General features: G+C 64.5%; 21 protein-coding genes. 17 read left to right on the forward strand and 4 right to left on the reverse strand.

Features of this window, described 5'->3' with window-relative positions; all coding sequences use genetic code 11:
* Positions 1-66: 66 nt before the first annotated feature.
* Positions 67-2226, reverse strand: a complete 2160-nt coding sequence (locus ELX51_RS04350; RefSeq protein ID WP_127752368.1) for a PBP1A family penicillin-binding protein — start codon at positions 2224-2226, stop codon at positions 67-69.
* 133 nt (positions 2227-2359) lie between these two features.
* On the opposite strand from ELX51_RS04350, the gene ELX51_RS04355 reads away from it, so the two are divergent.
* From ELX51_RS04355 to ELX51_RS04365, 3 genes are all read left to right on the forward strand, one after another.
* Positions 2360-2815 (forward strand): YcgN family cysteine cluster protein, encoded by a 456-nt coding sequence (locus tag ELX51_RS04355; protein ID WP_127752369.1) that lies wholly within the window; start codon positions 2360-2362, stop codon positions 2813-2815.
* An 84-nt stretch (positions 2816-2899) separates the two neighbouring features.
* Positions 2900-3532, forward strand: coding sequence for a diguanylate cyclase (locus tag ELX51_RS04360; RefSeq protein WP_127752370.1), 633 nt, complete (start codon positions 2900-2902; stop codon positions 3530-3532).
* A gap of 83 nt (positions 3533-3615) precedes the next feature.
* A complete protein-coding gene (locus tag ELX51_RS04365) occupies positions 3616-4881 on the forward strand; it encodes an Hsp70 family protein (RefSeq protein WP_127752371.1) in 1266 nt (421 codons plus the stop codon).
* Positions 4882-4985: 104 nt separating this feature from the next.
* Here ELX51_RS04365 and ELX51_RS04370 read toward each other — a convergent pair whose 3' ends face one another.
* Entirely contained in the window at positions 4986-5228 is a 243-nt protein-coding gene (locus tag ELX51_RS04370) for a KTSC domain-containing protein (RefSeq protein WP_127752372.1), read from the reverse strand.
* Between the two features lie 99 nt (positions 5229-5327).
* Here ELX51_RS04370 and ELX51_RS04375 point away from each other — a divergent pair, with 99 nt between their 5' ends.
* The 8 genes from ELX51_RS04375 (at position 5328) to ELX51_RS04410 (ending at position 13177) form a co-directional block, all read left to right on the forward strand.
* Positions 5328-5759: a hypothetical protein gene (locus tag ELX51_RS04375; protein ID WP_127752373.1), complete on the forward strand. Its 432-nt coding sequence runs from the start codon at positions 5328-5330 to the stop codon at positions 5757-5759.
* Positions 5740-8079: a glycoside hydrolase TIM-barrel-like domain-containing protein gene (locus ELX51_RS04380; protein WP_164854749.1), complete on the forward strand. Its 2340-nt coding sequence runs from the start codon at positions 5740-5742 to the stop codon at positions 8077-8079. Before ELX51_RS04375 ends, ELX51_RS04380 begins: the two co-directional genes overlap by 20 nt.
* Complete coding sequence (locus ELX51_RS04385) at positions 8072-8830, forward strand: glycoside hydrolase family 108 protein (RefSeq protein ID WP_127752375.1); 759 nt, start codon at positions 8072-8074, stop codon at positions 8828-8830. The genes ELX51_RS04380 and ELX51_RS04385 overlap by 8 nt, the downstream gene beginning before the upstream one ends.
* Positions 8831-8975: 145 nt before the next feature.
* On the forward strand, positions 8976-9275 hold the full coding sequence (locus tag ELX51_RS04390) for a hypothetical protein (protein WP_127752376.1): 300 nt from the start codon (positions 8976-8978) through the stop codon (positions 9273-9275).
* Positions 9276-9296: 21 nt separating this feature from the next.
* The gene (locus ELX51_RS04395; protein ID WP_127752377.1) at positions 9297-9956 is read left to right on the forward strand and encodes a response regulator transcription factor; all 660 of its coding nucleotides are present in this window, start codon (positions 9297-9299) and stop codon (positions 9954-9956) included.
* 3 nt (positions 9957-9959) lie between these two features.
* Positions 9960-11351, forward strand: coding sequence for a HAMP domain-containing sensor histidine kinase (locus tag ELX51_RS04400; protein WP_127752378.1), 1392 nt, complete (start codon positions 9960-9962; stop codon positions 11349-11351).
* 57 nt (positions 11352-11408) lie between these two features.
* Positions 11409-11888: a hypothetical protein gene (locus tag ELX51_RS04405; RefSeq protein WP_127752379.1), complete on the forward strand. Its 480-nt coding sequence runs from the start codon at positions 11409-11411 to the stop codon at positions 11886-11888.
* A 77-nt stretch (positions 11889-11965) separates the two neighbouring features.
* Positions 11966-13177 (forward strand): hypothetical protein, encoded by a 1212-nt coding sequence (locus tag ELX51_RS04410; protein ID WP_127752380.1) that lies wholly within the window; start codon positions 11966-11968, stop codon positions 13175-13177.
* On the opposite strand, the gene ELX51_RS04415 is transcribed toward ELX51_RS04410, so the two are convergent.
* On the reverse strand, positions 13139-15196 hold the full coding sequence (locus tag ELX51_RS04415; protein ID WP_127752381.1) for an FAD-dependent oxidoreductase: 2058 nt from the start codon (positions 15194-15196) through the stop codon (positions 13139-13141). The two genes, ELX51_RS04410 and ELX51_RS04415, sit on opposite strands and share 39 nt — an antisense overlap.
* Positions 15193-16275 carry a hypothetical protein gene (locus ELX51_RS19940; protein ID WP_164854750.1) on the reverse strand — a complete coding sequence of 361 codons (1083 nt, stop codon included), beginning with the start codon at positions 16273-16275 and terminating at the stop codon, positions 15193-15195. Before ELX51_RS19940 ends, ELX51_RS04415 begins: the two co-directional genes overlap by 4 nt.
* A gap of 129 nt (positions 16276-16404) precedes the next feature.
* On the opposite strand from ELX51_RS19940, the gene ccmI reads away from it, so the two are divergent.
* From ccmI to ELX51_RS04445, 6 genes are all read left to right on the forward strand, one after another.
* On the forward strand, positions 16405-17490 hold the full coding sequence (gene ccmI, locus ELX51_RS19945; RefSeq protein WP_164854751.1) for a c-type cytochrome biogenesis protein CcmI: 1086 nt from the start codon (positions 16405-16407) through the stop codon (positions 17488-17490).
* The gene (ccmE, locus tag ELX51_RS04425) at positions 17487-17966 is read left to right on the forward strand and encodes a cytochrome c maturation protein CcmE (protein WP_127752383.1); all 480 of its coding nucleotides are present in this window, start codon (positions 17487-17489) and stop codon (positions 17964-17966) included. Before ccmI ends, ccmE begins: the two co-directional genes overlap by 4 nt.
* Positions 17966-19939, forward strand: coding sequence for a heme lyase CcmF/NrfE family subunit (locus ELX51_RS04430; protein ID WP_127752384.1), 1974 nt, complete (start codon positions 17966-17968; stop codon positions 19937-19939). Before ccmE ends, ELX51_RS04430 begins: the two co-directional genes overlap by 1 nt.
* A complete protein-coding gene (locus ELX51_RS04435; RefSeq protein WP_127752385.1) occupies positions 19936-20406 on the forward strand; it encodes a cytochrome c-type biogenesis protein in 471 nt (156 codons plus the stop codon). Before ELX51_RS04430 ends, ELX51_RS04435 begins: the two co-directional genes overlap by 4 nt.
* Before the next feature lie 112 nt (positions 20407-20518).
* Positions 20519-22054 (forward strand): Do family serine endopeptidase, encoded by a 1536-nt coding sequence (locus ELX51_RS04440; protein WP_127752386.1) that lies wholly within the window; start codon positions 20519-20521, stop codon positions 22052-22054.
* 66 nt (positions 22055-22120) lie between these two features.
* Complete coding sequence (locus ELX51_RS04445; protein WP_127752387.1) at positions 22121-22792, forward strand: response regulator transcription factor; 672 nt, start codon at positions 22121-22123, stop codon at positions 22790-22792.

Genomic DNA, 22792 nt, shown 5'->3' on the forward strand with positions numbered 1-22792 from the left:
ATGAGGCCGGGGCGGCGAAAGCGCATAGTGTCGCGTTCCCGGCATTTGATTGCCGGCACCCGCCCGCTACAGCGCCTGGGTGGGAACAGTCGCTGGCGCGGCTGCCTGGTCCGTTACGGGCTGGTTGGCCCGCAGGGTCGAGCCCAGCCGGTCGGCCATGTCGATCAGCTTGCGCGCAGCTTCGGGCGTGAGGCTTGGGGGGCGCTGCTCGGGCGGCTCTTCGAGCGCGGCATCGGCATCCGCGATCACCACGTTTTCGGGCGTGAAATCGACGCCAAATACCGGCAGCACCTCGATATTGGTGTGGGCATAAGCCATGAATTTTTGCCAGGCCATAGCGGGCAGGGTGCCGCCGGTGAGGTCATTGGTGGGCCGGTAGTCGTCATTGCCGAACCAGACAGCGGCAACGAAATTGCCGGTAAAGCCGCAGAACCAGGCATCGCGATAGGAGGATGTAGTGCCCGACTTGCCGACGGCGGGAACGCCGGGCACATCGGCGCGACGGCCCGTGCCGCCAGTGACCACGGTGCGCATCATGTGGTTCATGTTGGCCGCCGTGGTTTCGCTCAAGATGCGTTCGCGCGGCGCTTCGGGATCGGCCTCGAACACGACCTCGCCGGTCAGGGTCGACATGCGGGTGATGCCATAAGCGGGCGTCTTGAGCCCGCCGCTGGCCAGCACCGCATAAGAGGAGGTCATGTCGAGCACGGAAACCGAGGCCACGCCCAGGGCCAGCGAACGGGTCACGGGGTAATCGGCACGTAGGCCCATGCGGTGGGACAGGTCGGCAATAGGCTCGCGCCCGGTTTTGATGGAAAGCGTCACCGGCACCGTGTTGAGCGACTGGGCAAAGGCCGATTCCAGCGAGACATTGCCCTTGTAGTTGCGGCCATAGTTCTGCGGGCACCAGTCGCCGATGCAGACGGGACGGTCGGTAATGGTGTCCTTGGGCGTCAGGCCCAGCTGCTCGAAGGCTTCGGCGTAAACAAAGATCTTGTAGGCCGAGCCGGGCTGGCGGGTAGAAACAATGGCGCGGTTGAACTGGGACTTGCCGTAATCGGTGCCGCCCACCATGGCGCGAATGGCGCCATTGGTGTCGGTAACGACCATGGCGGCCTGATCAACGTCATATTGCTCGCCATTTTCGCGCACCACCGAGGTCACCGCTTCTTCGGCGTATTTCTGCAAAGTGGTGTCGATCGTGGTGCGGACGATGAAATTGTTGGAGGTGTGGTTGGACGCTTCGATCAGGCGCTTGGCTTCTTCGAAGGCCCAATCGAGGAAGTAATTGGGCGAGTTGATGTCCTCGCTGCGATCGATCGGCGCGGCGGGGTGGCGACGGGCCGCGGTGACCTGCCCTTCGGTCAGGAAACTGGAGGCCACGAGATTGGTCAGCACCAGATTGGCGCGACCGCGTGCGGCGGCCAAATCCACATGCGGGGCATAGCGGGTAGGGGCCTTGAACATGCCCGAGAGCATGGCCGCTTCGGCGAGGGTGATATCCTGCACCCGCTTGCCGAAATAGTATTCGGAGGCGGCGGTGACGCCGAAATTGCCGCCGCCCATATAGGCGCGGTCGAAATAAAGCTTGAGGATCTCGTCCTTGGTATAGTGCCACTCGAGCCAGAGGGCGAGATAGGCCTCGATGATCTTGCGCTCGAGCGTGCGCTCAGAGGACAGGAACAGGTTCTTGGCGAGCTGCTGGGTGATGGACGAGCCGCCCTGGGTGGAGTTTTCGCCCGCGGCATTGCTGACCAGGGCGCGCAGTGTGCCCACGATATCGATGCCGAAATGCTCGTAAAAGCGCCGGTCCTCGGTCGCGAGGGTCGCCTTGATCAGATAGTCCGGCATATCAGCGAGAGCCACGGAATCGTCCGAGCGGATGCCGCGGCGACCGATTTCGTTGCCGAAACGGTCCTGGAAGATCACCGAGTAGTCCTCGGCCTTGTTGTATTCACCCGAAGCGGTGGCATTGAAGGCCGGCAGCGCTAGGGCCGTCATCAGGACGGCGCCGATGGCCCCGAAGCTGAAGGCGTCCGAAAGGATCTCGACAAAGAAGCGCTTGATGCCCGCGACATGGAAAATGGACATGAAGTCCTGAAAGCGCGTATAGCCGCGCCCCAGCCAATGCCAGAATTCATAAAGCGAGGAATCCAGCCAAGCATCGGCGGCGAGCATGCCACCCTTGGTGCGACGCTTCTGCTTGGTGTAGAATGGATCGGACAAGAGGCAACCCCGGCTGGCTCACGCAGTGTTGTCCACCTTAGCACCGCAAGGCAACACAATCGCTGGAATATGATTGCGTCGCCGCGCCCGCAAGGGCAAACCCGCAACACGCTCAACCAAGCACTAGGATCGCATGGCCTTCTGGGAAGAAAAAACGCTCGCAGAAATGAACGACGCCGAGTGGGAAGCGCTCTGCGACGGGTGCGGTCGTTGCTGTTTGATCAAGCTCGAGGATGAAGAAAGCGGGCTGTTGATAACCTCCGATGTGCGCTGCCAGCTGCTCGATGGCGACAGCTGCGCCTGCACCAATTATCCCGGCCGGCAGGCCATCGTCCCCGATTGCATCAAGCTGACCCCGACCAATGTGACCGAGATCAAGTGGATCCCCACGACCTGCGCTTATCGGCGGCTGGCCGAGGGCAAGGGGCTGGCCTGGTGGCATCCGCTGGTCTCGGGCGATCCGCAGACCGTGGTGGATGTCGGGGTTTCGGTAAAGGGGCGCACTTTTGACGAGCGCTCGGTGGCGCCCGACGAGTGGGAAGAGCATGCGGTGGACTGGCCCGAATGGGAGCCGCCGGAAAGCCTTTAACCCTCTGTTCACCATACTGGCTGACGCTGCCTTAACCATGACTGGTGCAACAAGGCGGCAGTTCAACTGGGTACGGAGCCGGGCATGACCGACCTTCTTTCTGGCGGGGATACAGGGTTTTACTGGGACCGCGTGCGCGTGGCCCTCGAGAGCCTGACGCGAGCATGGTCGCAAGCCTCGGCGAAACAAGGCAGCAAGCTCGTCACTTTGTCCCGCCCGGCGGTCGACCAGCAGGCTGAGGCGGCCCTGCACTGGGCCTGGCGCTCCGCACAGCGTGCAGGCGGGCCGGTGAGCCTGCTCCTGCTGGCGATTGACCGCAAGGACGATTTTCTGGCCGCTTATGGCCCCGCAGCCGCCGAAAACTGCGCCTTGCTGGTGGGCGAGGCAATCAGCTCCGCCTTGCCGCATGGCGAGATCGGTTTCCTGCGCTTCGGACCCAATGAATTTCTGGTGCTGCTGCCCGGCGTTGAGCGGCGCGCGGCCCGCAAGCTGGCGCGTCATCTGGTTGATGCCGTCCGCGCCTGCCGGCTGAGCCACAAGGAAAGCCACGCCGGCGTGGTGACCACCAGCGTCGGGCTGGTGAGTGCGGCGCCGGAGCATTGGCCGGCAAGCGAAGTGCTGCGCCGGGCCGCCAACGGCTTGCATAAGGCGCAACGCGGCGGCCTGGCGCGAATTGCGGTGGCCGAGTTGCGCGCTTTGTCGCGGCGTGCGGCATAGGGGAGGGTTCCCCTCGGCCCGCGAAGCCCTTAAGGAAGCCGTCCCCGCTTTTCCCCCGCGCTCGGCTTTCGGTTACTTTTTCCATGATACACGCTTGTGGCCTCGATTTTGGCACGTCCAACTCGACTTTTGCGCGGGTGGACGCGGACGGCGTGCCGCATCTGTTGCCGCTCGAAGGCGCCAACGAAACCATCCCCAGCGTGCTGTTCTTCCCGTTCGACGACGAGCCGGTGCAGTTCGGCCGGGCGGCAGTGGCGCAATATGTGTCGGGCGCCGAAGGGCGGCTGATGCGCTCGCTCAAGAGCGTGCTGGGCACCAGTCTCTTTGCGGAAAAGACGCGCATCAAGGCGCGCAGCATGGGGTTCGACGAGATCCTCGGGATCTTCATCGCCGAGCTCAAGCGGCGCGCCGAACTGGCGCTGGGGGAACCTGTCGAGCAGGTGGTGCTGGGCCGGCCGGTGCAGTTTGTTGATGACGATCCGGTGGCGGACCGGCAAGCGCAGGACCAGCTGGAAGCCGCGGCGCGCGCACAGGGTTTTGCCAAGATCGCGTTCCAGTTCGAGCCCATTGCCGCTGCCCTCGACTTTGAGCGGGGTGTGGCGCGCGAGCAGCTGGCGCTGATCGTCGATCTGGGCGGCGGTACTTCGGACTTTTCGCTGGTGCGGGTCGGGCCCGAACGGGCAAAGCGGGCCGAGCGGGGCGACGACATTCTGGCGACCGGCGGCGTGCATCTCGGCGGCACCGATTTCGACCGCCTGCTGGCCGTCGCCAAGGTGATGCCGCATCTGGGGCTGGGCACGCAGACCAAGGATGGCAAGCGCTTTCTGCCGGTGGCGCCCTATCATGAGCTGGCCACCTGGCACCGGATCAACCGGCTGTACACCACCCAAAGCCTGCGCGACCTGCGCGGCACCGCCCGCGAAGCGCGCGAGCCCGAAAAGGTCGAAGCGCTGATCGGGGTAGTCGAGGATCGACTGGGGCACCAATTGGTGGGGGCGGTGGAAGCGGCCAAGATTGCGCTCTCGAGCGAACCCGAAATGCGGTTCAGCTTTCCCGTGCGCGACCGACGGATCGAAACCGAGATTGGTAGCAATGAGCTATTCGATATTCTTAATGGTTCGGCTGAGCGGCTCGAAGCGGCGATTGCCGAAGTGCTGCGCCGCGCCGGGGTAGGGGCGAGGGCGATAGATAGTTTGATCCTGACGGGCGGCTCAACGCAGGTGCCCGCCATTGCCGGACGGCTAGAAGCGCTGTTTCCAGAGGCGGAACTGGTGCGCACCAATGTGCTGGGCAGTGTGGGACTGGGCCTGGCGCTCGATGCGGCGCGCCGGTTCGGTCCGGCCCGCTGAAGTCTTTTCGATAGCTCCGGCCAAACAACTTATCCCCGCGTGACGCTGGGATGGTATGGTTATGCCACGATCAGAAAAGTGGGTAATACGGGGGGCGGCGGCTCTCAGGCCGAGCGGATCGCCTGCCAGCGCCGCATCCGCTTTTCGCTGGGGTCCACGAGGGCGGCGGGGTAATGGCCGCGGATCTGGCTGTTAAAGAATTTTCCGCGCGAGGGAGCCTCGGCAAAGGCGTTGAATACCTCGAGGGGCACATCGGCATATTTATAGCGCCGCCCCTCGGGGCCGAACCACACCGATAGCTCTCTGAACTCGGGTTTGTAATGGATATGGCGAATGGCGGACGACATCGGAGCCTCCCGGGGCCTGCGTGTTCCGCACGAGTGAATCCAGCGAGGAACCAAGCCGTTCCGCATAAAAGTTAAGATCGATTCACAAATGAGTCATTGATGGATGAACCAAGCACGGCAGCCCTGCCGGGCCTCGAGATCGACTGGCCCGCAGTGCGGATCGATTACGAGGAACTGGTGCTTACCCGCAACGCGATCTGCCGCAAGCATGGCGTGCCCATGGCGCAGCTTCTCGAGCGGGCATGGAAGTCGCGCTGGGAGCGGCCCGATGGCGAGGTGACCGATCGCAATATCCTGATCAACAAGCTTCTGGCGCTGCTGGAAGCCCAACTGGACGGACTGGAGCAAAGCATGGGTGGCGGCGTGGACAAGGAAGTCAATGTGCTGGGCGGCCTCGCCAAAAACCTCAAGGAGCTGATCGGCATGCAGAGGGCCGAGCGCGCCGGCAAGGTGGACGATGCCGAAACGCGCGAAATGCAGGACCTCAGGCGCAAGCTGGCCAAGCGCATCGATGCTCTCACCAAAGGCTGAGCTGCAAAAAGCCGCGGCCAAGCTGGGCGACGTTTCGACGAGGAAGTTGTTGCTGGATTGGCCGGCCTGGGCGCGGACGGCGCAATTGCCGCCCGATGGCGAATGGACGACTTGGCTGCTGCTGGGTGGGCGCGGTTCGGGCAAGACGCGGGCCGGCGCCGAATGGGTCAAGCAACTGGCGCAAAGTGGGGTGTCTCCAATTGCGCTGGTGGGTGAAACCATGACCGAAGCCATGGCGGTGATGGTGAAGGGGGAAAGTGGGCTCTTGGCCGTGCATGCCCGGGCCGAGCGACCAACCCTCAAGGGCACGGTGCTCACTTGGCCCAATGGCAGCGAGGCACATCTGATGTCCGCCTCCGACCCCGACCGGTTTCGCGGGCCGCAATGGGCGGCGGCCTGGTGCGACGAACTGGGCTGTGGGGCGGTCGACAAGGGAGCCAACCAGCCCAATATTTTTGGCGACGAGAAAAGCGCTGAAAGCGGGCGGCCGTTCTTTTCGAGCGGCGCCCCCGATCCGCTGATCCAGCGGCAGTTCCTGCGCGCCCAGCAAAGGTTCTGGCGCGACCCGGCTAACAATCCGGCGGGGATGGTGGATGTCGGGCGCATTTATCTCTGGACCTGGGACGCCCGGCCTTATCCCGCCTTTCCGGCGTTGGACGAGATTTGGGCCGACGGCGTCAATCACCGCACCGGCCACTGGCTGACAGGACGACTGGGCGGCGCGAGCAGCCAGGAACTGCTGGCGGCGGTCGCGGCCGAGCATGGCGTCGCGCTGACCGCCGAGCCGGCGCTGCCCTTTGTGGCGGGCTATCTCCTGGGCGATGCCAGCACCGGCCGTGAGGCGATCGAGCCGGTGCTCGAGGTGAGCGGCCTGCGCCTGCGCAGCCACGTCGATGGACTGCATTCCGGCCGCCCCTTGCGCGGGGAGGCGGTGAGGATCGAGCCGGATGCGCTGGTGCGGGCGGAAGGGCCGGTGCTGTCGCGCCGGCGTGGTGATAGTGCCGAAGCGCCCGGGCGGCTGGCGCTGTCCTATCTGGATCGCGAGCGCGATTACCTGACGGGGACCGTGACGGCGATGCGGAGCGGGGAGGGACCCCTGAGCGGGCAGTCGGTGGCGCTGGTGCTCGATGGCGCCGGCGCCCGGGTGGCTGCCGAAACCCTTTTGGGGGCAGCGGCCGCCGAGCGCGAAACGCTGACCCTCACCCTCGCGCCCGATCAGTTGGCGCTGGAGCCTGGCGATCTCGTGCAGATCGCCGGATTGGCCGAAGGGCCGTTCGAGATCAGCGAGATTCGCGACGGGCTGGCGCGGCAGGTGACGGCGCGCACTTTGCCTCAACCGGTGCCGGTGACGACCGTTGCCGAGCAGCGGGCGCCCGCGAGCCAGGCCGCGCAGGCCCGCGCCTTGCCACTGGTGCTGGCAGCGCAACTGCCTGGATTGGGCGCCGACCCGCTGGCCACACGGCTGGTGATCGGCGCCTTTGCCAGGCCCTGGCCGGGGGCAATCACTGTGGCCGATGAGGTCACCGGTGCCCCGGTAGCGCAGCTGCCGCGCGCGGCCGTTCTGGGCGAACTGGTCGCGAGCCTGCCCGCGGCAGCGGGTGGACTGTGGGACGATGCCAACACGCTGGAAATCCGGCTGCATGGGGGCCATCTGGCCAGCGCCAGCGACGCGGCCGTTCTGGCCGGCGCCAACCAGCTGGCGGTGCAAAGCCAGGCAGGAACCTGGGAGATCATCGGCTTTGCCCAGGCCGAGCTGCTCGGCGCTGGCCACTTCCGCTTGCACCGCCTGTTGCGCGGACAGGCGGGCACCGCTGGCACGATGGGTGACACCCCTGCCGGCACGCCCGCGATGCTGCTGGATGGCCGGGTCGGGCGGGTGGAGCTTGAGCGGCAATGGCTGGGGCAGGAGCGCCTGCTGCGCTGTTACGCCGGAGCGGGCGACCTGACGGGCACGGAGCTCGATGTCGCCGTGACCAGCGCGCCGGCCTTGCCGCTGCCGCCAGCCGAACTCACGGCGGAGCGGGATAGTGCCACTGGAGCAATCGTGCTGCACTGGCGGCCGCGTCACCGGCTCGACGCCAATGGCGGGCAGGGCTTTGCCCCGTCGCCTGATCACCTGCCCGAAGCCTATCGGATCACGATCCGGGCAGGCACGGCGGTTCGGCGGGTCGTGGAAACCGGCGCGGCGCAGTGGAGCTACCCACTTGCAGACCAGCTCAGCGACTGGGGCGGTCCGGCCGCACAATTCCAATTTTCGGTGTGCCAGCTCAGCGCTGTGCTGGGCGAAGGCCATAAGGCGGAGGGCGTGTTTGGTGGCTGAAGAGCAGTTCGAGCGGTGTCTGGCGCAGGTGCTGCGCCATGAAGGCGGCTTTGCCGACCACCCCGATGATCCCGGTGGGGCAACCAATATGGGTATCACCCGGCAAACCCTCGCCGCCTGGCGCGGAGTGAGCCCGGCAACGGCGCTGCCCGTCGGGGCTGTCCGTAATTTGAGCCGGGCCGAAGCGGCGCAGATTTACCGCGCCCAATACTGGGCCCCCGTCGGCGCTGACACGCTGCCCTTGGGGCTAGACTTGGCGCTGTTCGATTTTGCCGTTCATTCGGGACCAAGCCGAGCCGTCAAGACGCTGCAGGCCGAACTGGGCGTGGCGCGGGATGGCACCGTCGGCCCGGTCACCCTAAGGGCGGTGGGGCAGCGCGTTGCGCGCGAGGGCGCGGACGAACTGATCGATGCCCTGTGTGGACGCCGGCTGCAGTTCCTCTCGGAGCTTTCCACCTTTTCCGTGTTCGGCAAGGGCTGGACCGCCCGCGTCGCCGCTATCCGGCAGACGGCGCTCGATTGGAGCCCGGCTGCCCCCATTTCCACTAAAAACCGGAGCACGAGCATGACGTTTCTCAGTGGCTACAAGACCTATATCGTGGCGGCAATCATGCTGCTGACCGGGCTGGCGCAGGCGCTGGGCCTCGAGGTTCCGACGCTGCAAGGCAGTTCGGCGGGCCATTTGATGATGGAGGCGATCGCCGTGCTGTTGTTGCGTCGCGGCCTCAAGGCCAATGCCGCATCAACCTAATGCCCGTTGCGGCGTGGCGGGCCCGGAGACCGGCAGCCACGCCGCCAATATTGGGACGGTGGGGCAGAACATCGGCAAGGTATTGAACCAAGGCACCGCTGACCTATTCATGTGACATTCAGTTATATGTTTTTAAGGTGGCGTTATGAGAACCATGAGTCCCAAACCACCCATGTCCGCCGCCCTTGCTTTAGCTGTTGTGCTTGCGCTTGCCTGGGTGGGTCCGGCCAGCGCCCAGGCGTGCCTTGATAAGCGCGAGATCCAGGAGGCGGTTTCGAGCGGGCAGATCATGTCGCTCAATGCCGTGCTCGCCTCGGCCGGGGTTGACCGTAATGCCGAAATCCTGAGTGTGCAGGTCTGCGACCAGGGCGGCAGGCTGGTTTATGTCATCGGTGTGCTCAGTCCCGATGGCGCCGCGCAGAACCTGGTTGTATCAGCGCAGTAACGGCAGCATTAGGGGCACTCCATGCGAATTTTAGTGGTCGAGGACGACACCAGTCTCAATCGCCAGCTCAAGGAAGCGCTGACTGACGCAGGCTATGCGGTGGATGTCGCCTTTGACGGCGAGGAAGGTCATTATCTCGGCGATACCGAGCCCTACGACGCCGTGGTACTCGATATCGGCCTGCCACAGATGGACGGACTCTCGGTGCTGGAAAGCTGGCGGCGCGGGGGCAAGACCATGCCGGTATTGCTGCTGACGGCGCGCGATCGCTGGAGCGACAAGGTGCAGGGCATCGATGCGGGTGCCGACGACTATGTGGCCAAGCCCTTCCATATGGAAGAAGTGCTGGCGCGGCTGCGAGCGCTGGTGCGCCGGGCGGCCGGGCTGGCCTCCAACGAAATCACCGCTGGGCCGGTGCGGCTCGATGTGCGTTCAGGGCGGGTAACTGTGGATGGGCAGGCGGTCAAGCTCACCAGCCATGAATTGCGGCTGCTAAGCTATCTGATGCACCACAAGGGCAAGGTGATCTCGCGTACCGAATTGACCGAGCACCTTTATGATCAGGACTTCGACCGCGACAGCAACACGATCGAAGTGTTTGTGGGGCGGCTGCGCAAGAAGCTGCCGGAGGATTGCATCCAGACCGTGCGAGGACTGGGTTATCAGATCGCCGAGGACTAGTGGGTGAGCACTGCTGCGGCAACGCTGAAGCGCAAGGGCTCGATAACGGCGTCGTTGTTCTGGCTGTCGGCCGGCTGGCTGGTTGTGGCGCTGGTCGCGACGGGCTTTTTGCTGTCCGACCTGTATTCGCGCGCGCTCGACACTAGCCTATCGGACACGCTCGATTTCCATCTGGAAAGCCTGGCCGGCGCCTTGCTGGAATCAGGTGATCCGACCAGCAACGCCATTTCCCTGGCCGATCCCCGCTTTGATCGGCCCCGCTCGGGCTGGTACTGGGTAATTCGCGATGCCAACGGCACCCTGTACAATCTCTCGACCTCCGTGGTGGGTATCGATCTGCCGGTGATGATGGGCCCGCCCAATGCGCTGGGCCGCCGCACGGCGGTGATGGATGACGCCTTTGGCACCAATATGCGGGTGGTGGAGCGCACGATTACACTTGCCCCGACCACTTACCAGGTGGTGGTGACCGGCAATCTCAGCGAAATCTTACAGCTGGTGGATGAATTTCGCGGCCAGGCCTTTGTCGTGCTGGGCGCGGTCGGCGTAATGCTGGCGATCATGAGCGCCATTGTGGCGCGCATTGCCATGCGCCCGATTGCGCGCCTGAGCCAGTCGATCGAGGCCGTGCGCTCTGGCGAGAGCGGAGCGGTGACCGGCACTTATCCGGTTGAAATCGCGCCCCTGGCCGAAGAGGTCAACGAATTGCTGCGCTCCAATACGCAGATTATCGAGCGCGCCCGCAATCAGGTGGGCAACCTAGCGCACGGGCTCAAGACCCCTATTGCCGTGTTGCGCAACGAGGCCGAAACTCGCCAAGGCGCGCTGGCCGATGTGGTGCTCGCCCAAACCGACAAGATGAGCGGCCTCGTGGCCACTTATCTCGACCGGGCGCGACTGGCGGCGCGCACCTCGGTGGTTGGCAAGCGGGCCGACCCGGCGGCCGTCCTGTTGCGGTTGACGCGGGTGATGGGCAAGATCCACCCCAATATCGATGTGCGCTACGATCCGCCCGGTGGGGCAGTCCCGTGGTTCCGCGGCGACGAAGCCGATCTCGAGGAGATCACGGGCAATCTGCTGGATAATGCCTGCAAGTGGTCAAAGGGGGAGGTGCGGGTTCGGCTGGCCAGCGAGCAGGGCGACACCGCTACGAGCCTGTTGATCCGCATCGAGGACAACGGCCCCGGCCTGTCCGAGGAGGATGCTCAGAAAGTGTTGCGCCGCGGCGTCAGATTGGACGAGAAGACGCCGGGAAGCGGGCTAGGGCTGGATATCGTCAAGGAACTGGTTGATGTGTATGGCGGCAGCCTGCAGCTCAAGCGTTCGGCGCTGGGCGGGTTGCTGGCAGAACTGCGGTTGCCGACGGTGCGCTCCTCGAGTGCTGCCAAAGGCTGACGCATTTCCGCCACATTGCGTCCCAACAAGCACTTACCCCTTCGCGAGAGCCCGCAGATGAACCGTTTAGCATTCCTGGTACTGCCGTTATTGCTGTCGAGCCTTGCCGCTTGTTCGAGCACCGGAACCACGACCCAGGCGGTGCAAACAGCCCCCATTGTCCAGGCGCCAGTAATCGCCGCGCCAACGACGCCAAGCCCGGCGCAGACTACCCAGCAGGCGATGCTAACCACCAGCATTGCCAATGGCTTTGTGGATCCGGCAGCGCTGGCCCTGATGTCCTCAAAGGATTCGGCAGAAGCCAACAGCGCCCAGTTCTATGCGCTACAGTTCGGGCGCCCCGGCGCGCCACGCCAGTGGGCGGGCGACAAGGGTGCAACCGGTGCGGTGAGCGTAGGCCCCTATGTGCGGGTCAACAACCTCGATTGCCGCGACTTCACTCACTCCGTCAAGATCGGCGGGCAGGACTATACCCGCAAGGGCACAGCCTGCCGCGAGCAGAACGGTAACTGGGTCGTCGAGCGCGGCGCGGCCTGATCGCGTCGGTGCAGCAGGGATTGTTTACCGAACGCGGTTAGCATTGGAGGGTCATTCCTCCAATGCACGCCCGTTTCATGGCCCAAGCTGCTTTGCGCACCGACCCCACTGCCCCGCCATCGCGATTGGGCGGCGACGCGGTCATGCCGGCGCCCGTTTTTGGCGGCCTGCTCGATCCGGTACTGGTTGAGCATCGGCTGGCCTTTGCGTCATCAAGTTGCATTGCGCGGCAAGACGCCAGCACGATATGGCGCTTTGTTGTTCGCGACCTTTGTCCCGACCTGATCCCGCTCGCTGCGCTTGATGGACAGCCCTACGGAGCTGACGAGTTCCTGGCTGTAGTGGCTGTGGTAGCTGACCGCATCCGCGCTGCGATGACGGCAGCGGCGCGCGACCCCGAAGCGGCCCGCCGCCTTGGAGCGCAGTTGGGCGGCGAGGCTGGTTTGGCGGCGCTGCCCCTGGTGCTGACAGGCTTGGGGGGCTGGCCGCTGCTCGGCAAGGCGCACGCGCTAGGTCAGGCGATCAACGCCATCAGCGATGATGGGGCGATGGGGAGGGCCCTTGGGGCGCTGCCGCTCGCCGATCCGCCGCTTGCGGCGCTGCTGTTTCACGCCATCCTCACCGGGATCAGCAATCCAGCGCGAATGGTGTTGGCAGCGATCAAGGCCGCGGGCGGGGCAGGCGAGGCGCGTCTCAGCCAGGCGGGGTTTGCCCCGCTGGTGGAAGCCTCGTTCGCCCATGCCCAGCAGCAGGCGCTGGGCCTGCAGCCGCAAAGCGGGTTCGCCGACATGGATCTGGCGTGTCAGCGTCTTGAGCGCTACCACCGCTTGCTCCGGGCCTTAACCGCCAATATCGAATTTGCCCGGGCCAGTCGCTGGAGCGGGATACTGAACGGCATTGTCAAGCTAGCATCCGAGCGGGTCGAAGACCGGCTGCGCGACGTGGTGCCGGACCTGAACTCTGCCCTGCGACGCGCCCGGTCGGGGGCGGATCGCTCAGATGCCGATCGCATGCTGGCGGCGATCAATGGGATCTATCTCGTCGCGGCAATCCGCGCCTGTCGGGAGTCGCTGGCGGTCAACGCGCTTTTCGATCAGGTTTGGGCGCAATCGGGCGAAGCGCTTGAGCTGCACTGCAAGCACAATCTTGAACTGCTGCAGACAGATCCGCCTAACCCCATCATTGCCGCGCGGCTGGATGGCGCCATCACCATGGCGCAGGTGCGTTTCAATCCTGCCTATGCCGAAACGCTACGCCGCGCCCGTGCCACGGCCGAGCGCCGCAGCTAGATCCATGTCGTCGCGATAGGGCGCGACAAGGCGGATGGGGATGGCCCCGCCGTGATCGCGCAGGCTCGCCCACTCACCGACTTGCGCCCCTGGCTTGCCGATCAGGGCGATGGCGCCGCCATCGAGTGCGGCCACGACAACGCCGATGGCGTTCCGCGGATCGCTCCGGTCCGAGGCGAGGTGGATCAAGGCGCCCCGATCCAGCGCCCGAGCTTCGCCCGGGGCCACTAGCCAGAGCTTGGGGTCGTTGCCAAAGCGCCCGGCAAGGAATGGTGGTACCAGTCCAGCCTGGCTCTGCCGACCAGGTGGCGCTGCTGGTGTGGCGTCCCCCAAAGGAATCACCGCTGCGCGCTCTTGGGCGACGTGGCCAGCGCTTTCAGCTGGAATTGTTCCGAGCTGCACCGCGGCCGCGACTTCCGCCACGCCAAGAGACTGGGCATCGGCCAAGCTCCCCTCAGAGCGGGGACGATGCAGGAACCAGCCTCGCAAAATGCCGGTGGCGGAGTCAGCGGCAGGCGCAACCACATGCAGCCCACTTTCGCTCAAGAAAGCCTTGTCCGGCAGGGCTGCGGCTTGCAGCGAGATAGGCGTTGGCGCATCGGGGGTTTCATACAAGGGGTCGATCAGGCGCTCTTCCACCTTGGGGCGCTGCTGCCCGGTCAGCGCATAAACAGCATCGGCGCCACTCATCATGCAAGCCTGCCGGCTGAGATATCCGCCTGCCGCACCTGCAAGCGCGATGCCGGGCAAGGTGCCCTTGGGCACGAGGCGCGCGGTGGTTCCATCCCAGCTGCTGGCCCCGCCCGCCATGTGCCAAAGGCCCAGATCTGGCTGGAAGCCGCCGCAGACCAAGACACGTTCAACGGCAAAGGGAGCCTCTTGCCGGCCCAAATCGCCAAGGGCGAGTTGGGGCACCGCGCGCAAACCGCGCTCGCGTTCGCCCGGCTCAATGCTCCCGAGCAGGGTGCCCGGCGCCATGGTGATGCCATAGGCCTTGCAGAATTCAATGAAGCGCGATTGCGGCTGCGGGCGCGCGTCAAGCGTGCGGCGCACTGTTATGCCGGCATCGCTGGCCAGCATGGCCAAGCGATAAGCTGCATTGCTGACGGTCGCCACCAGGGCCGACTGGCCCGGCCAAACCCCGTAGCGGTGCGCAAGTTCAAACGCGTCAAGCGTTGTCATGACGCCAGGCAGCCGGTTGCCCGAAAAGATCGGCAGGCGTTCAATTGTTCCGGTGGCCAGCACGATGTGCGGAGCCGCAAAATCCAGCACCTGGCTGGTCCAACTCCCCCCATCCTCCTCCACCACATGCGCCCGTACCAGGCCTGGTGCTGCGGCAAAGGCTTGGGCGCGGGTGACAATGCGGATTTTGCCGGTTTGCTGAATGGCCGCGACAAGCCGGGAAATGCTCTCGTCGGGAGTTTCCTCGCCCTCTTGCGTGCCAAACAGGCGCGCCGAACCGCCAAGACAAGGCGATGATTCCACCAAGGTGACGCCAAGGCCCAGAACCAGGCCCGTCAGTGCCGCCGTCATCCCCGCGACCCCACCGCCCACCACAATGAGATCAGACGGGGCAGCAGGCGTGGGACCCTGATTGCGCCAGGCTTCGGGCAAGGCGTCCAGGCGATCCAGCTGCAGGTCCAGCGAGCGGGAAGGGCCGAGCAGGCGACGAACCCTGCCGAGCGGTGACGTGCCTGAGGGCCCTGCGGGATCGGTGACCATCTCGGCGCCATTGACCGCAGGCGCCTGCTGCATCGGCACGGCCGGCCCGCGCGAGCCCGTGGAACTGATAACCGAAACGGCAGGAGCAAAGCGCGGGCCAAGCCCCAAAGGGCGTCCGCCCAAGCGGCCTATCGCCTCAATGCCACTCGCGAGGGCCGCGCTGAGCACAGTGTCGCCTTCAAAGCCCTCCACCTCATATCCGTTGAGCTGGAACTGCAGAGGGCGGCTTCGATCGATCTGGGTACCGGCAAAACCGTGGCCGCCTGCAGGGTCGAGCCTGTTGGGTTGTTGGCTCAAGACGTCGCCTCCAAAGCAGCAGCACCAAACTCCGTCACCACCGAGCTTTGCGTCGAGCGCGCCGGGGTGCGGGCCTCGATCCAGCTTGCTTCCTGGGGCCTCGCCACGCCGGCTAGCCAGCGCGCGAATGCTGGAGCGAGGAACGCGCCCGCGGTGCCAAGCCCTGCCAGGATGGTGGGTCCTGTTTGGCTGATGCGACCGACCAGCGGAGCGCTATCGGGGCCAGCGACAGCATGGTAGCGGGCCTGGCCTACCTGTACCCAGCCCGATTGTGGGCCGGTGACCTGGCGCAGGGACGGGGCAAGCTCATCAACTCCGCCGTCGCCTACTCCCGAAACGCCCCCACCGGCTGTTTGCACCACAACCATGTCTCGATCCAGTTGAAGCACCAGCGGCGCCGCAAGTTGCGGCAGCGCCCGGAGCAGCAGGGTAGCGCGCGGACGCAAAGCCGCGAAGGTCGCAAGCTCGGCAGGCGGCACATTGCCCAAAATGGCTTCATCATCGGCAAGGACAAGATGATTCGCCCGCGCCTGCCACTCCTCGCTCCACAGGGTGCCTCCGCCATCCCCGTCAACGGAGATATGCGCCAACGATGCCTCGAGATAGGCCACCCCTTGCGCGGCCCCCCAGCTCGCAAGGCCCGGCTGCAGCCCCGGCCGGTGCAGCAGGGCGACGTCGCGCAAGATCCAGCCTTGCTGGCTGCCACGCAAGCTCGAAAGGGGCACCGGCTCGACCTCGTGGCCAAAACCCTGCGCTATGTGCCGGATATGGTCGAGCGCCGCCACCCCTTCGGGCTCTTCGCTGATGAACAGCGGATTGGCGCGCGACCAGCTTTCGCGCCCGGCTGCCTTGCTGATCGTCCGAAGGGTTTCGGGCACGGTTTGGTCGAGCAGCGCCCATGTTTCTGGCCGGGTCAGGGCACCCGCCGAAAGGTCAAAGCCCCGCGGCAGGCGCAGGCCGGACTGTCGTTCGCCGACCTGGATCACGCGGCGCCGATGTTGACCCGCCAGCAGGCCGGCCAACAGCATGGCCAAAGGGGTCGAGCCCACGACGGCAATGTCGAATTGTGTCGCGATCATTGGCGGTCACCAGCCAGAGCCTGTGGCAAACCGTCCCCCTCAAGCCTGCGTGTTTTGGTGGTTTTTCGCCACAGTGCGCTTATAGATGACTCTCCCGTGCCGCGTGCCGGCGCCAAGCATCCAGGGCCCATGCTTTTCTGGTTCATCGCCACTGCCGTTACTGCCATTGCCTGCGCTGCGCTGTTTTACGCAGGGGCAGGTCACAGGGTCAACGCGACGCGGCCCCAATTCGCCGCAGCCGATTCACACTTTGCCACAGTTCTGGCGCGCATTGAGGCCGATGAGGCTTCCGGTCTGCTCGGCGCTGCCGAAGCGGCAGGCGCCAGGGCGGAACTGGCGCGCGAAGTGCTGCGCGCAGAGAACGAGGCCCGCCGCCCTGCAGCTGGCAGGGGCGAGCTGACCCGCACTCCCTTGTTGCTCGGGCTCGGGGCAATCGCTGCAATTTCGCTGGGGACCTATGGATTTCTAGGGAGTCCCAACCTGCCTAGCCAGCCACTGGCTGGGCGCGCTGCGCCGGTAGCGGAGCCAGTCGATATCAACGCTGCAGTCGCGCGCATTGAAGCACAACTCGCCCAGCGGCCCGACGATCTGCGGGGCTGGACCGTGATTGCGCCCGCCTATGTTGATCTTGGCCGGTTGGAAGATGCGGAGCGGGCCTATCGGCGCGTTCTTGAGTTAGGCGGAGCAACGCCCGATGTGCAAACCAAGCTAGCCGAGGTGCTGATCCTGCAGGCTGACGGCGCGGGGTCGGCAGAATCGATGCAACTGCTGCGAGCGGCCGCGGCGAGCGATCCCAACCATGTGCTTTCGCGACTTTATCTTGCGGCCGAACTCACCCGCACGGCCAAGTACGAGGAAGCTGTGGCGGCTTGGCGCGAAGCGCTTGCATTGTCGCAAGGCGGCGAAGGGTGGCTGCCGGCGGCCCAGCAGGGGCTGGCAGTAGCGTTGAACGGCGGACAAGCTCCGGCCGAGCCCGCTCAATCGGAGATGATCGGGCAAATGGTTTCCGGCTTGGCCGCGCGACTGAACGCCGATGGCGGTTCGCCCGAAGAGTGGACGCAGTTGGTGCGCGCCTATCTGGTGCTGGAGGACCGCGAGGCGGCCCAGAGCGCCTATGACGCGGCAGTAGCGGCTTATCCGCAAGCCTTTGATCGTGGCCAACTCGACACTATTGCCCTGGATGCCGGGCTGACAACACCGGGAGCCACGCGATGACAGTGTCCGCAACCCTGCGCAAAAAAGGCTGGAGTCGCAAGCAGAAGCGGCTCGCGGTGATTGGGGGGCTGGCTGTTGTGGTCGCGCTCGCAACCACCCTGGTGCTGGTCGCATTGCGCGACCAGATCGTCTTTTTCTATGCGCCGTCCGATATTGTTGCCCGGCAGGTGCAGCCAGGCCAAGCGATCCGCGTGGGTGGTCTAGTCAAGGAAGGCAGTTGGGTGCGGGACGGGCAGAACAATAGCTTTGTGGTAACCGATAACCAGAACGAGATTGCCGCCAACTATACTGGCATCTTGCCCGATCTGTTCCGGGAAGGGCAGGGCGTGGTCGCCGAGGGCAGCCTTGGACCCGATGGCACCTTCAAGGCCAGCAATGTTCTGGCCAAGCACGACGAGAATTATGTTCCCAAGGAAGTGGTCGAAGCGCTCAAAAAACAGGGCGAGTGGCGACCCGAACCAGCGGTCGCAAACTGATGGCGATTGAACTCGGACATTTCGCGCTAATACTTGCCTTTGCCATCGCCACCGTTTCGGCGGTGGGCGGCTTTGCGTTGCGTCCGGGCGGAGAGCGGCTGGCGCTGGTGTTGAGCCAGGGGGCAGTGCTGCAGTTCGTGCTGGTGGCAGTGGCCTTTGCAGCCCTGATCCAGGCCTTCGTCAGCTCCGATTTCTCATTGGCACTGGCGGTCAACAACTCCCATTCGCTCAAGCCGCTCTTGTTCAAGATTTCAGGGGTATGGGGCAATCATGAAGGCTCCATGGTCCTCTGGATCCTGATCCTTGTGCTGTTTGGCGCTCTCGTCGCTGCCTTCGGCCGGGGGTTGCCGCCCGACCTACTGGCGCTGGTGCTGGCTACGCAAAGTCTGTTGGCCGCCGCCTTCGGGGGCTTTACGCTCTTTACCTCCAACCCCTTCGTGCGGATGGTGCCCGCGCCGTTGCAGGGCCGCGACCTCAACCCGGTGCTGCAGGATGTTGGGCTCGCCATTCATCCGCCGCTGCTCTACGCCGGCTATGTGGGCTTTTCGATCTGCTTTTCCTTTGCGGTTGCGGCGTTGATTTCGGGCCGCATTGACCAGGCCTGGGCCCGCTGGGTGCGGCCCTGGACCATGCTCAGCTGGACCTTTTTGACCTTGGGCATCGCCATGGGCTCCTACTGGGCCTATTACGAGCTGGGTTGGGGTGGCTGGTGGTTTTGGGACCCGGTGGAAAATGCCAGCTTCATGCCCTGGCTCGCTGGCACGGCGCTGCTGCATTCCGCGCTGGTGATGGAGAAGCGCAACGCGCTCAAGATCTGGACGATCTTTTTGTCCATCATCACCTTTTCCCTGTCACTGCTTGGCACCTTCCTGGTGCGCTCGGGCATTCTGACATCGGTGCATACCTTTGCCAGCGATCCCACCCGGGGGCTGGTGATCCTGACGCTGCTGGCTGTTGTGATCGGTGCCGCATTCACGCTCTTTGCGCTGCGTGCTTCGACGCTGCGCCAAGGTGGGCTGTTTGCGCCGGTGAGTCGCGAAGGCGCGCTGATCCTCAACAATCTGTTCCTTGCGACGGCAGTGGGTGCCATTCTCGTCGGCACGCTTTATCCATTGGTGCTTGATGCGCTTGGCGGCACAACCATTTCCGTGGGTGCCCCCTTCTTCAACCTGACCTTTGGTGCATTGATGTCGCCGCTCCTGCTGATCCTGCCTTTCGGGCCGCTGCTGGCCTGGAAACGGGCCGATGTGGTGAACGCCGCACAGCGCTTGCTGGGCGCCGGGGCACTAGCGATTTTTGTCACCATCCTGGTTGCTTCCCTGAGCGGCCGCTCAATCTCGCTAGCCCCGCTTGGGCTGCTGCTTGGTTTCTGGGTGGCTTTCGGGGCCGTCGCCGAGCTGGTCGACCGCGGGCGGATCGGACGCATCCCGCTGCGCGAAAGCGTGCGGCGACTGGTAGGACTGCCGCGTTCGGCCTGGTCAACAGCCATCGCGCATTTCGGGGTTGGCGTGACCGTGCTGGGCATCGTGGCGACATCCGCTTGGCAGACGGAACTCGTCACCACCCTTGACCCGGGCGAAACCGCCGAACTGTCCGGCTACAAGGTCGGCTTCGACGAGTTCGCCGAGCTAGCGGGTCCAAACTACCGCGCCGAGCAGGGGCATTTCACCATCACTGCCCCCAATGGCGGCACCCGGCCGCTGGTGGCCGAGCGGCGGATCTATGGCGCCAGCGGCATGACCACCACGGAAGCAGCGATCGGCACCTATGGGTTCTCCCAGCTTTATCTGCAGCTGGGTGAGCCGCTGGACAACACGCATGTGGTTCGGATCTGGCACAAGCCTTACATCACCCTGATCTGGCTGGGGGCCGTGCTGATGGCTGGGGCAGGGGTCTTGTCCTTGTCCGATCGCCGCCAGCGCATCGGGGCTCCACGCCGTACTGCCAAGGCAGTGCCGGAGCCAGCCGAATGAGTTGGTTGCGTGTGCTCATGATGCTGTGTGGATTGCTGCTGGCACTGCCCGCAGCTGCGGTAGGGCCGGATGAGATTCTACCCGACCAGGCGCTGGAGAGCCGGGCCCGCGACATCTCGGCGGGCCTGCGGTGCCTCGTATGCCAGAACCAATCCATTGACGACAGCGATGCCGACCTCGCCCGGGACTTGCGGCTTCTCGTGCGTGAGCGTCTGGTGGCGGGGGACAGCGACGAGGCGGTGCGGCAGTTCGTTGTCGATCGCTATGGTGAATATGTGCTACTGGCCCCGCGCTTTGGCGCCCATACGCTGCTATTGTGGGCAGCCGGGCCGCTGCTGCTGCTGGTGGGCACGGCCGGAGTCTGGCTTGCTGCTCGCCGACACGGGGGCGCCGGGCAGGGCGGCGATCTTACTGATGATGAAGTGGCAGCACTGGAGCGCCTGCGGCAGTCCAAAGCTGAGCGTTAGCGAGCTCTCACCTTACGAAAGTTTAATCCGAGCGCAACGTCGCCGAAAGGCGGTGCATTCCATATGTATCGCACAGGCTTATGAAACGGCCTTTCCAAGGAGACGAATCCCAATGCGCTCAACTATTCTTACTCGGACGCGGCGTTGGCTCGGGGCCTCGGCCCTGGCACTGACGGTAGCTGTCGGCGGCGTATCCACCGCTTTCGTGATGACCGGCCAGGCAGCTAATGCCCAGGTTCAAAACAGTGCACAAATCATCGTACCACCCGTGGAGCAGCCGCAGCAGGGCTTTGCCGACCTGGTGGAAGCGGTCAAGCCAGCGGTGGTTTCGATTCTGGTTGAGGCCGAAGCGGCTGGCCAGGCAGCTCAGCGGGGCGGTCAGTTCAATTTCAACATGCCGGACCTGCCAGAAGGGCATCCATTCCGTGACTTCTTCGACCAGTTCAGCGACCGCTTTGGGTCTGATGGTCGAGGGCAGGGCTCCGAAAACATGCCGCGGCCGCGGCCCTATATGGCGGCGGGTTCTGGCTTTGTGATCTCGGGTGACGGCTATGTCGTTACCAACAATCACGTGGTCGAAAATGCCACCAAGGTGACCGTCGTTTTCGATGACGGCACCGAGCAAACGGCCGAGATCGTCGGCACCGATGAGCGCACCGACCTTGCCGTGCTCAAGATCGAGGGTACGGACCTCCCCTTCGTGAACTTCGAAGGCGAGCCGAGCCGCGTCGGCGACTGGGTGGTTGCTGTCGGCAATCCCTTTGGTCTGGGCGGCACCGTGACCGTTGGCGTGATCTCCGGTTCGGGCCGCAACATTGGAGGCTCCGGCTATGGCGATTTCCTGCAGATCGACGCGGCCGTCAACACCGGCAACTCGGGCGGCCCTGCCTTTAACACCAGGGGCGAAGTGGTGGGCGTCAACACCGCCATCTACTCCCCCAATGGCGGCAATGTCGGCATCGCCTTTGCCATTCCCGCAGCCACGGTCAAGACCATTGTCGGCCAGTTGATCGAGGACGGTTCGGTGACCCGCGGTTATCTGGGCGTGTCCATTCAGGACGTGACCAAGGATATTGCGGACAGCGTGGGCCTCCCCAATGCTGCGGGGGCGATCGTGCGTGATGCCGCTCCCGATGGTCCAGCCGCCCCGGCAGGCGTTCGCTCGGGCGACATCATCATCCAGGTGGATGGTGAGCCCATCGACGACGCACTGGACCTGAGCCGCACGATTGCGGGCAAGGCTCCGGACTCCACGGTTGAGCTGACGATTTGGCGCGATGGCGCTGAAACCAAGCTTTCCGTCCAGCTCGAGACCTTGACCGAGGAAACGGCCCAGAACGACACCGAACAGGCGCCAACCACTCCCGAGCAACAGCCAGCGCAATCGAGCGAGGGCCTCACCCTGGTGCCCAATGGTGACGGCTCGGGCGGTCTGCTGATCCAGGAGGTTGATCCCGAAAGCCCTGCGGCGGAACGTGGTTTTGCAGTTGGCGATGCAATCCTTGAAGTCGACAACAAGCCTGTCGCAACCGTGGAGGATTTCCAAGCCGCCATTGCCGGCGTCAAGGATCGCGGGCTCAATACTGCCCTGGTCAAGGCCAGCCGTGATGGTGAAGCCCGCTTCATCGGTCTGCCACTAAGCGAATAAACCCGCTACGGTCCCGGGGCAGCCGCTCCGGGACCCTTTTCTCAGCGCTGCGCCGGGAGCGTCACGGTGAAGATTTTGCTGATTGAAGACGATCGTGAGGCAGCAAGTTACCTGATCCAGGCGCTTGATGAATCCGGTCACGTGACCCACCACGCCACCGATGGGGAAACCGGCCATGCCATGGCGTCGGATATGGAATACGACGTGCTGATCGTTGATCGCATGCTGCCTCGCCGGGACGGTCTTTCCATTGTTGAGTCGCTAAGGGCCAAGGGTGACAATACGCCCGTATTGATCTTGTCGGCACTCGGCGAGGTCGATGATCGTGTCACCGGGCTGCGCGCGGGCGGCGACGACTACCTGACCAAGCCTTATGCCTTCACCGAATTGCTGGCCCGGGTTGAGGTGCTTGCCCGCCGCTCGAGCCCCTCTGAAGCCGCCACGACCTATGAGGTTAGTGGCCTGACGCTGGACCGCCTGTCACGCAAGGTGGAACGGGATGGCGAATCTATCCTGCTCCAGCCGCGGGAATTCAGACTACTGGAATACCTGATGAGAAATGCCGGTAAGGTGGTGACCCGCACCATGCTGCTGGAAAATGTCTGGGATTATCATTTCGACCCACAGACCAATGTCATCGATGTGCATATGTCGCGCCTGCGGGCCAAGATCGACAAAGGCTATGCCAATCCACTGCTCCACACGGTGCGGGGCGCCGGTTACATGATCCGCGAGTAG

It is taken from the genome of Devosia sp. 1566 (genome assembly GCF_004005995.1).
In the GTDB taxonomy this organism is placed as follows: Bacteria; Pseudomonadota; Alphaproteobacteria; order Rhizobiales; family Devosiaceae; genus Devosia.

Bases quoted from the DNA above. Each gene is read 5' to 3' on its own strand.
- ELX51_RS04355 (WP_127752369.1), top strand. From the start codon at position 2,360: ATGGCCTTCTGGGAAGAAAAAACGCTCGCAGAAATGAACGACGCCGAG.
- ELX51_RS04360 (WP_127752370.1), top strand. From the start codon at position 2,900: ATGACCGACCTTCTTTCTGGCGGGGATACAGGGTTTTACTGGGACCGC.
- ELX51_RS04365 (WP_127752371.1), top strand. From the start codon at position 3,616: ATGATACACGCTTGTGGCCTCGATTTTGGCACGTCCAACTCGACTTTT.
- ELX51_RS04370 (WP_127752372.1), bottom strand. From the start codon at position 5,228: ATGTCGTCCGCCATTCGCCATATCCATTACAAACCCGAGTTCAGAGAG.
- ELX51_RS04375 (WP_127752373.1), top strand. From the start codon at position 5,328: ATGGATGAACCAAGCACGGCAGCCCTGCCGGGCCTCGAGATCGACTGG.
- ELX51_RS04380 (WP_164854749.1), top strand. From the start codon at position 5,740: ATGCTCTCACCAAAGGCTGAGCTGCAAAAAGCCGCGGCCAAGCTGGGC.
- ELX51_RS04390 (WP_127752376.1), top strand. From the start codon at position 8,976: ATGAGAACCATGAGTCCCAAACCACCCATGTCCGCCGCCCTTGCTTTA.
- ELX51_RS04395 (WP_127752377.1), top strand. From the start codon at position 9,297: ATGCGAATTTTAGTGGTCGAGGACGACACCAGTCTCAATCGCCAGCTC.
- ELX51_RS04405 (WP_127752379.1), top strand. From the start codon at position 11,409: ATGAACCGTTTAGCATTCCTGGTACTGCCGTTATTGCTGTCGAGCCTT.
- ELX51_RS04410 (WP_127752380.1), top strand. From the start codon at position 11,966: ATGGCCCAAGCTGCTTTGCGCACCGACCCCACTGCCCCGCCATCGCGA.
- ELX51_RS19940 (WP_164854750.1), bottom strand. From the start codon at position 16,275: ATGATCGCGACACAATTCGACATTGCCGTCGTGGGCTCGACCCCTTTG.
- ccmI (WP_164854751.1), top strand. From the start codon at position 16,405: ATGCTTTTCTGGTTCATCGCCACTGCCGTTACTGCCATTGCCTGCGCT.
- ccmE (WP_127752383.1), top strand. From the start codon at position 17,487: ATGACAGTGTCCGCAACCCTGCGCAAAAAAGGCTGGAGTCGCAAGCAG.
- ELX51_RS04430 (WP_127752384.1), top strand. From the start codon at position 17,966: ATGGCGATTGAACTCGGACATTTCGCGCTAATACTTGCCTTTGCCATC.
- ELX51_RS04435 (WP_127752385.1), top strand. From the start codon at position 19,936: ATGAGTTGGTTGCGTGTGCTCATGATGCTGTGTGGATTGCTGCTGGCA.
- ELX51_RS04440 (WP_127752386.1), top strand. From the start codon at position 20,519: ATGCGCTCAACTATTCTTACTCGGACGCGGCGTTGGCTCGGGGCCTCG.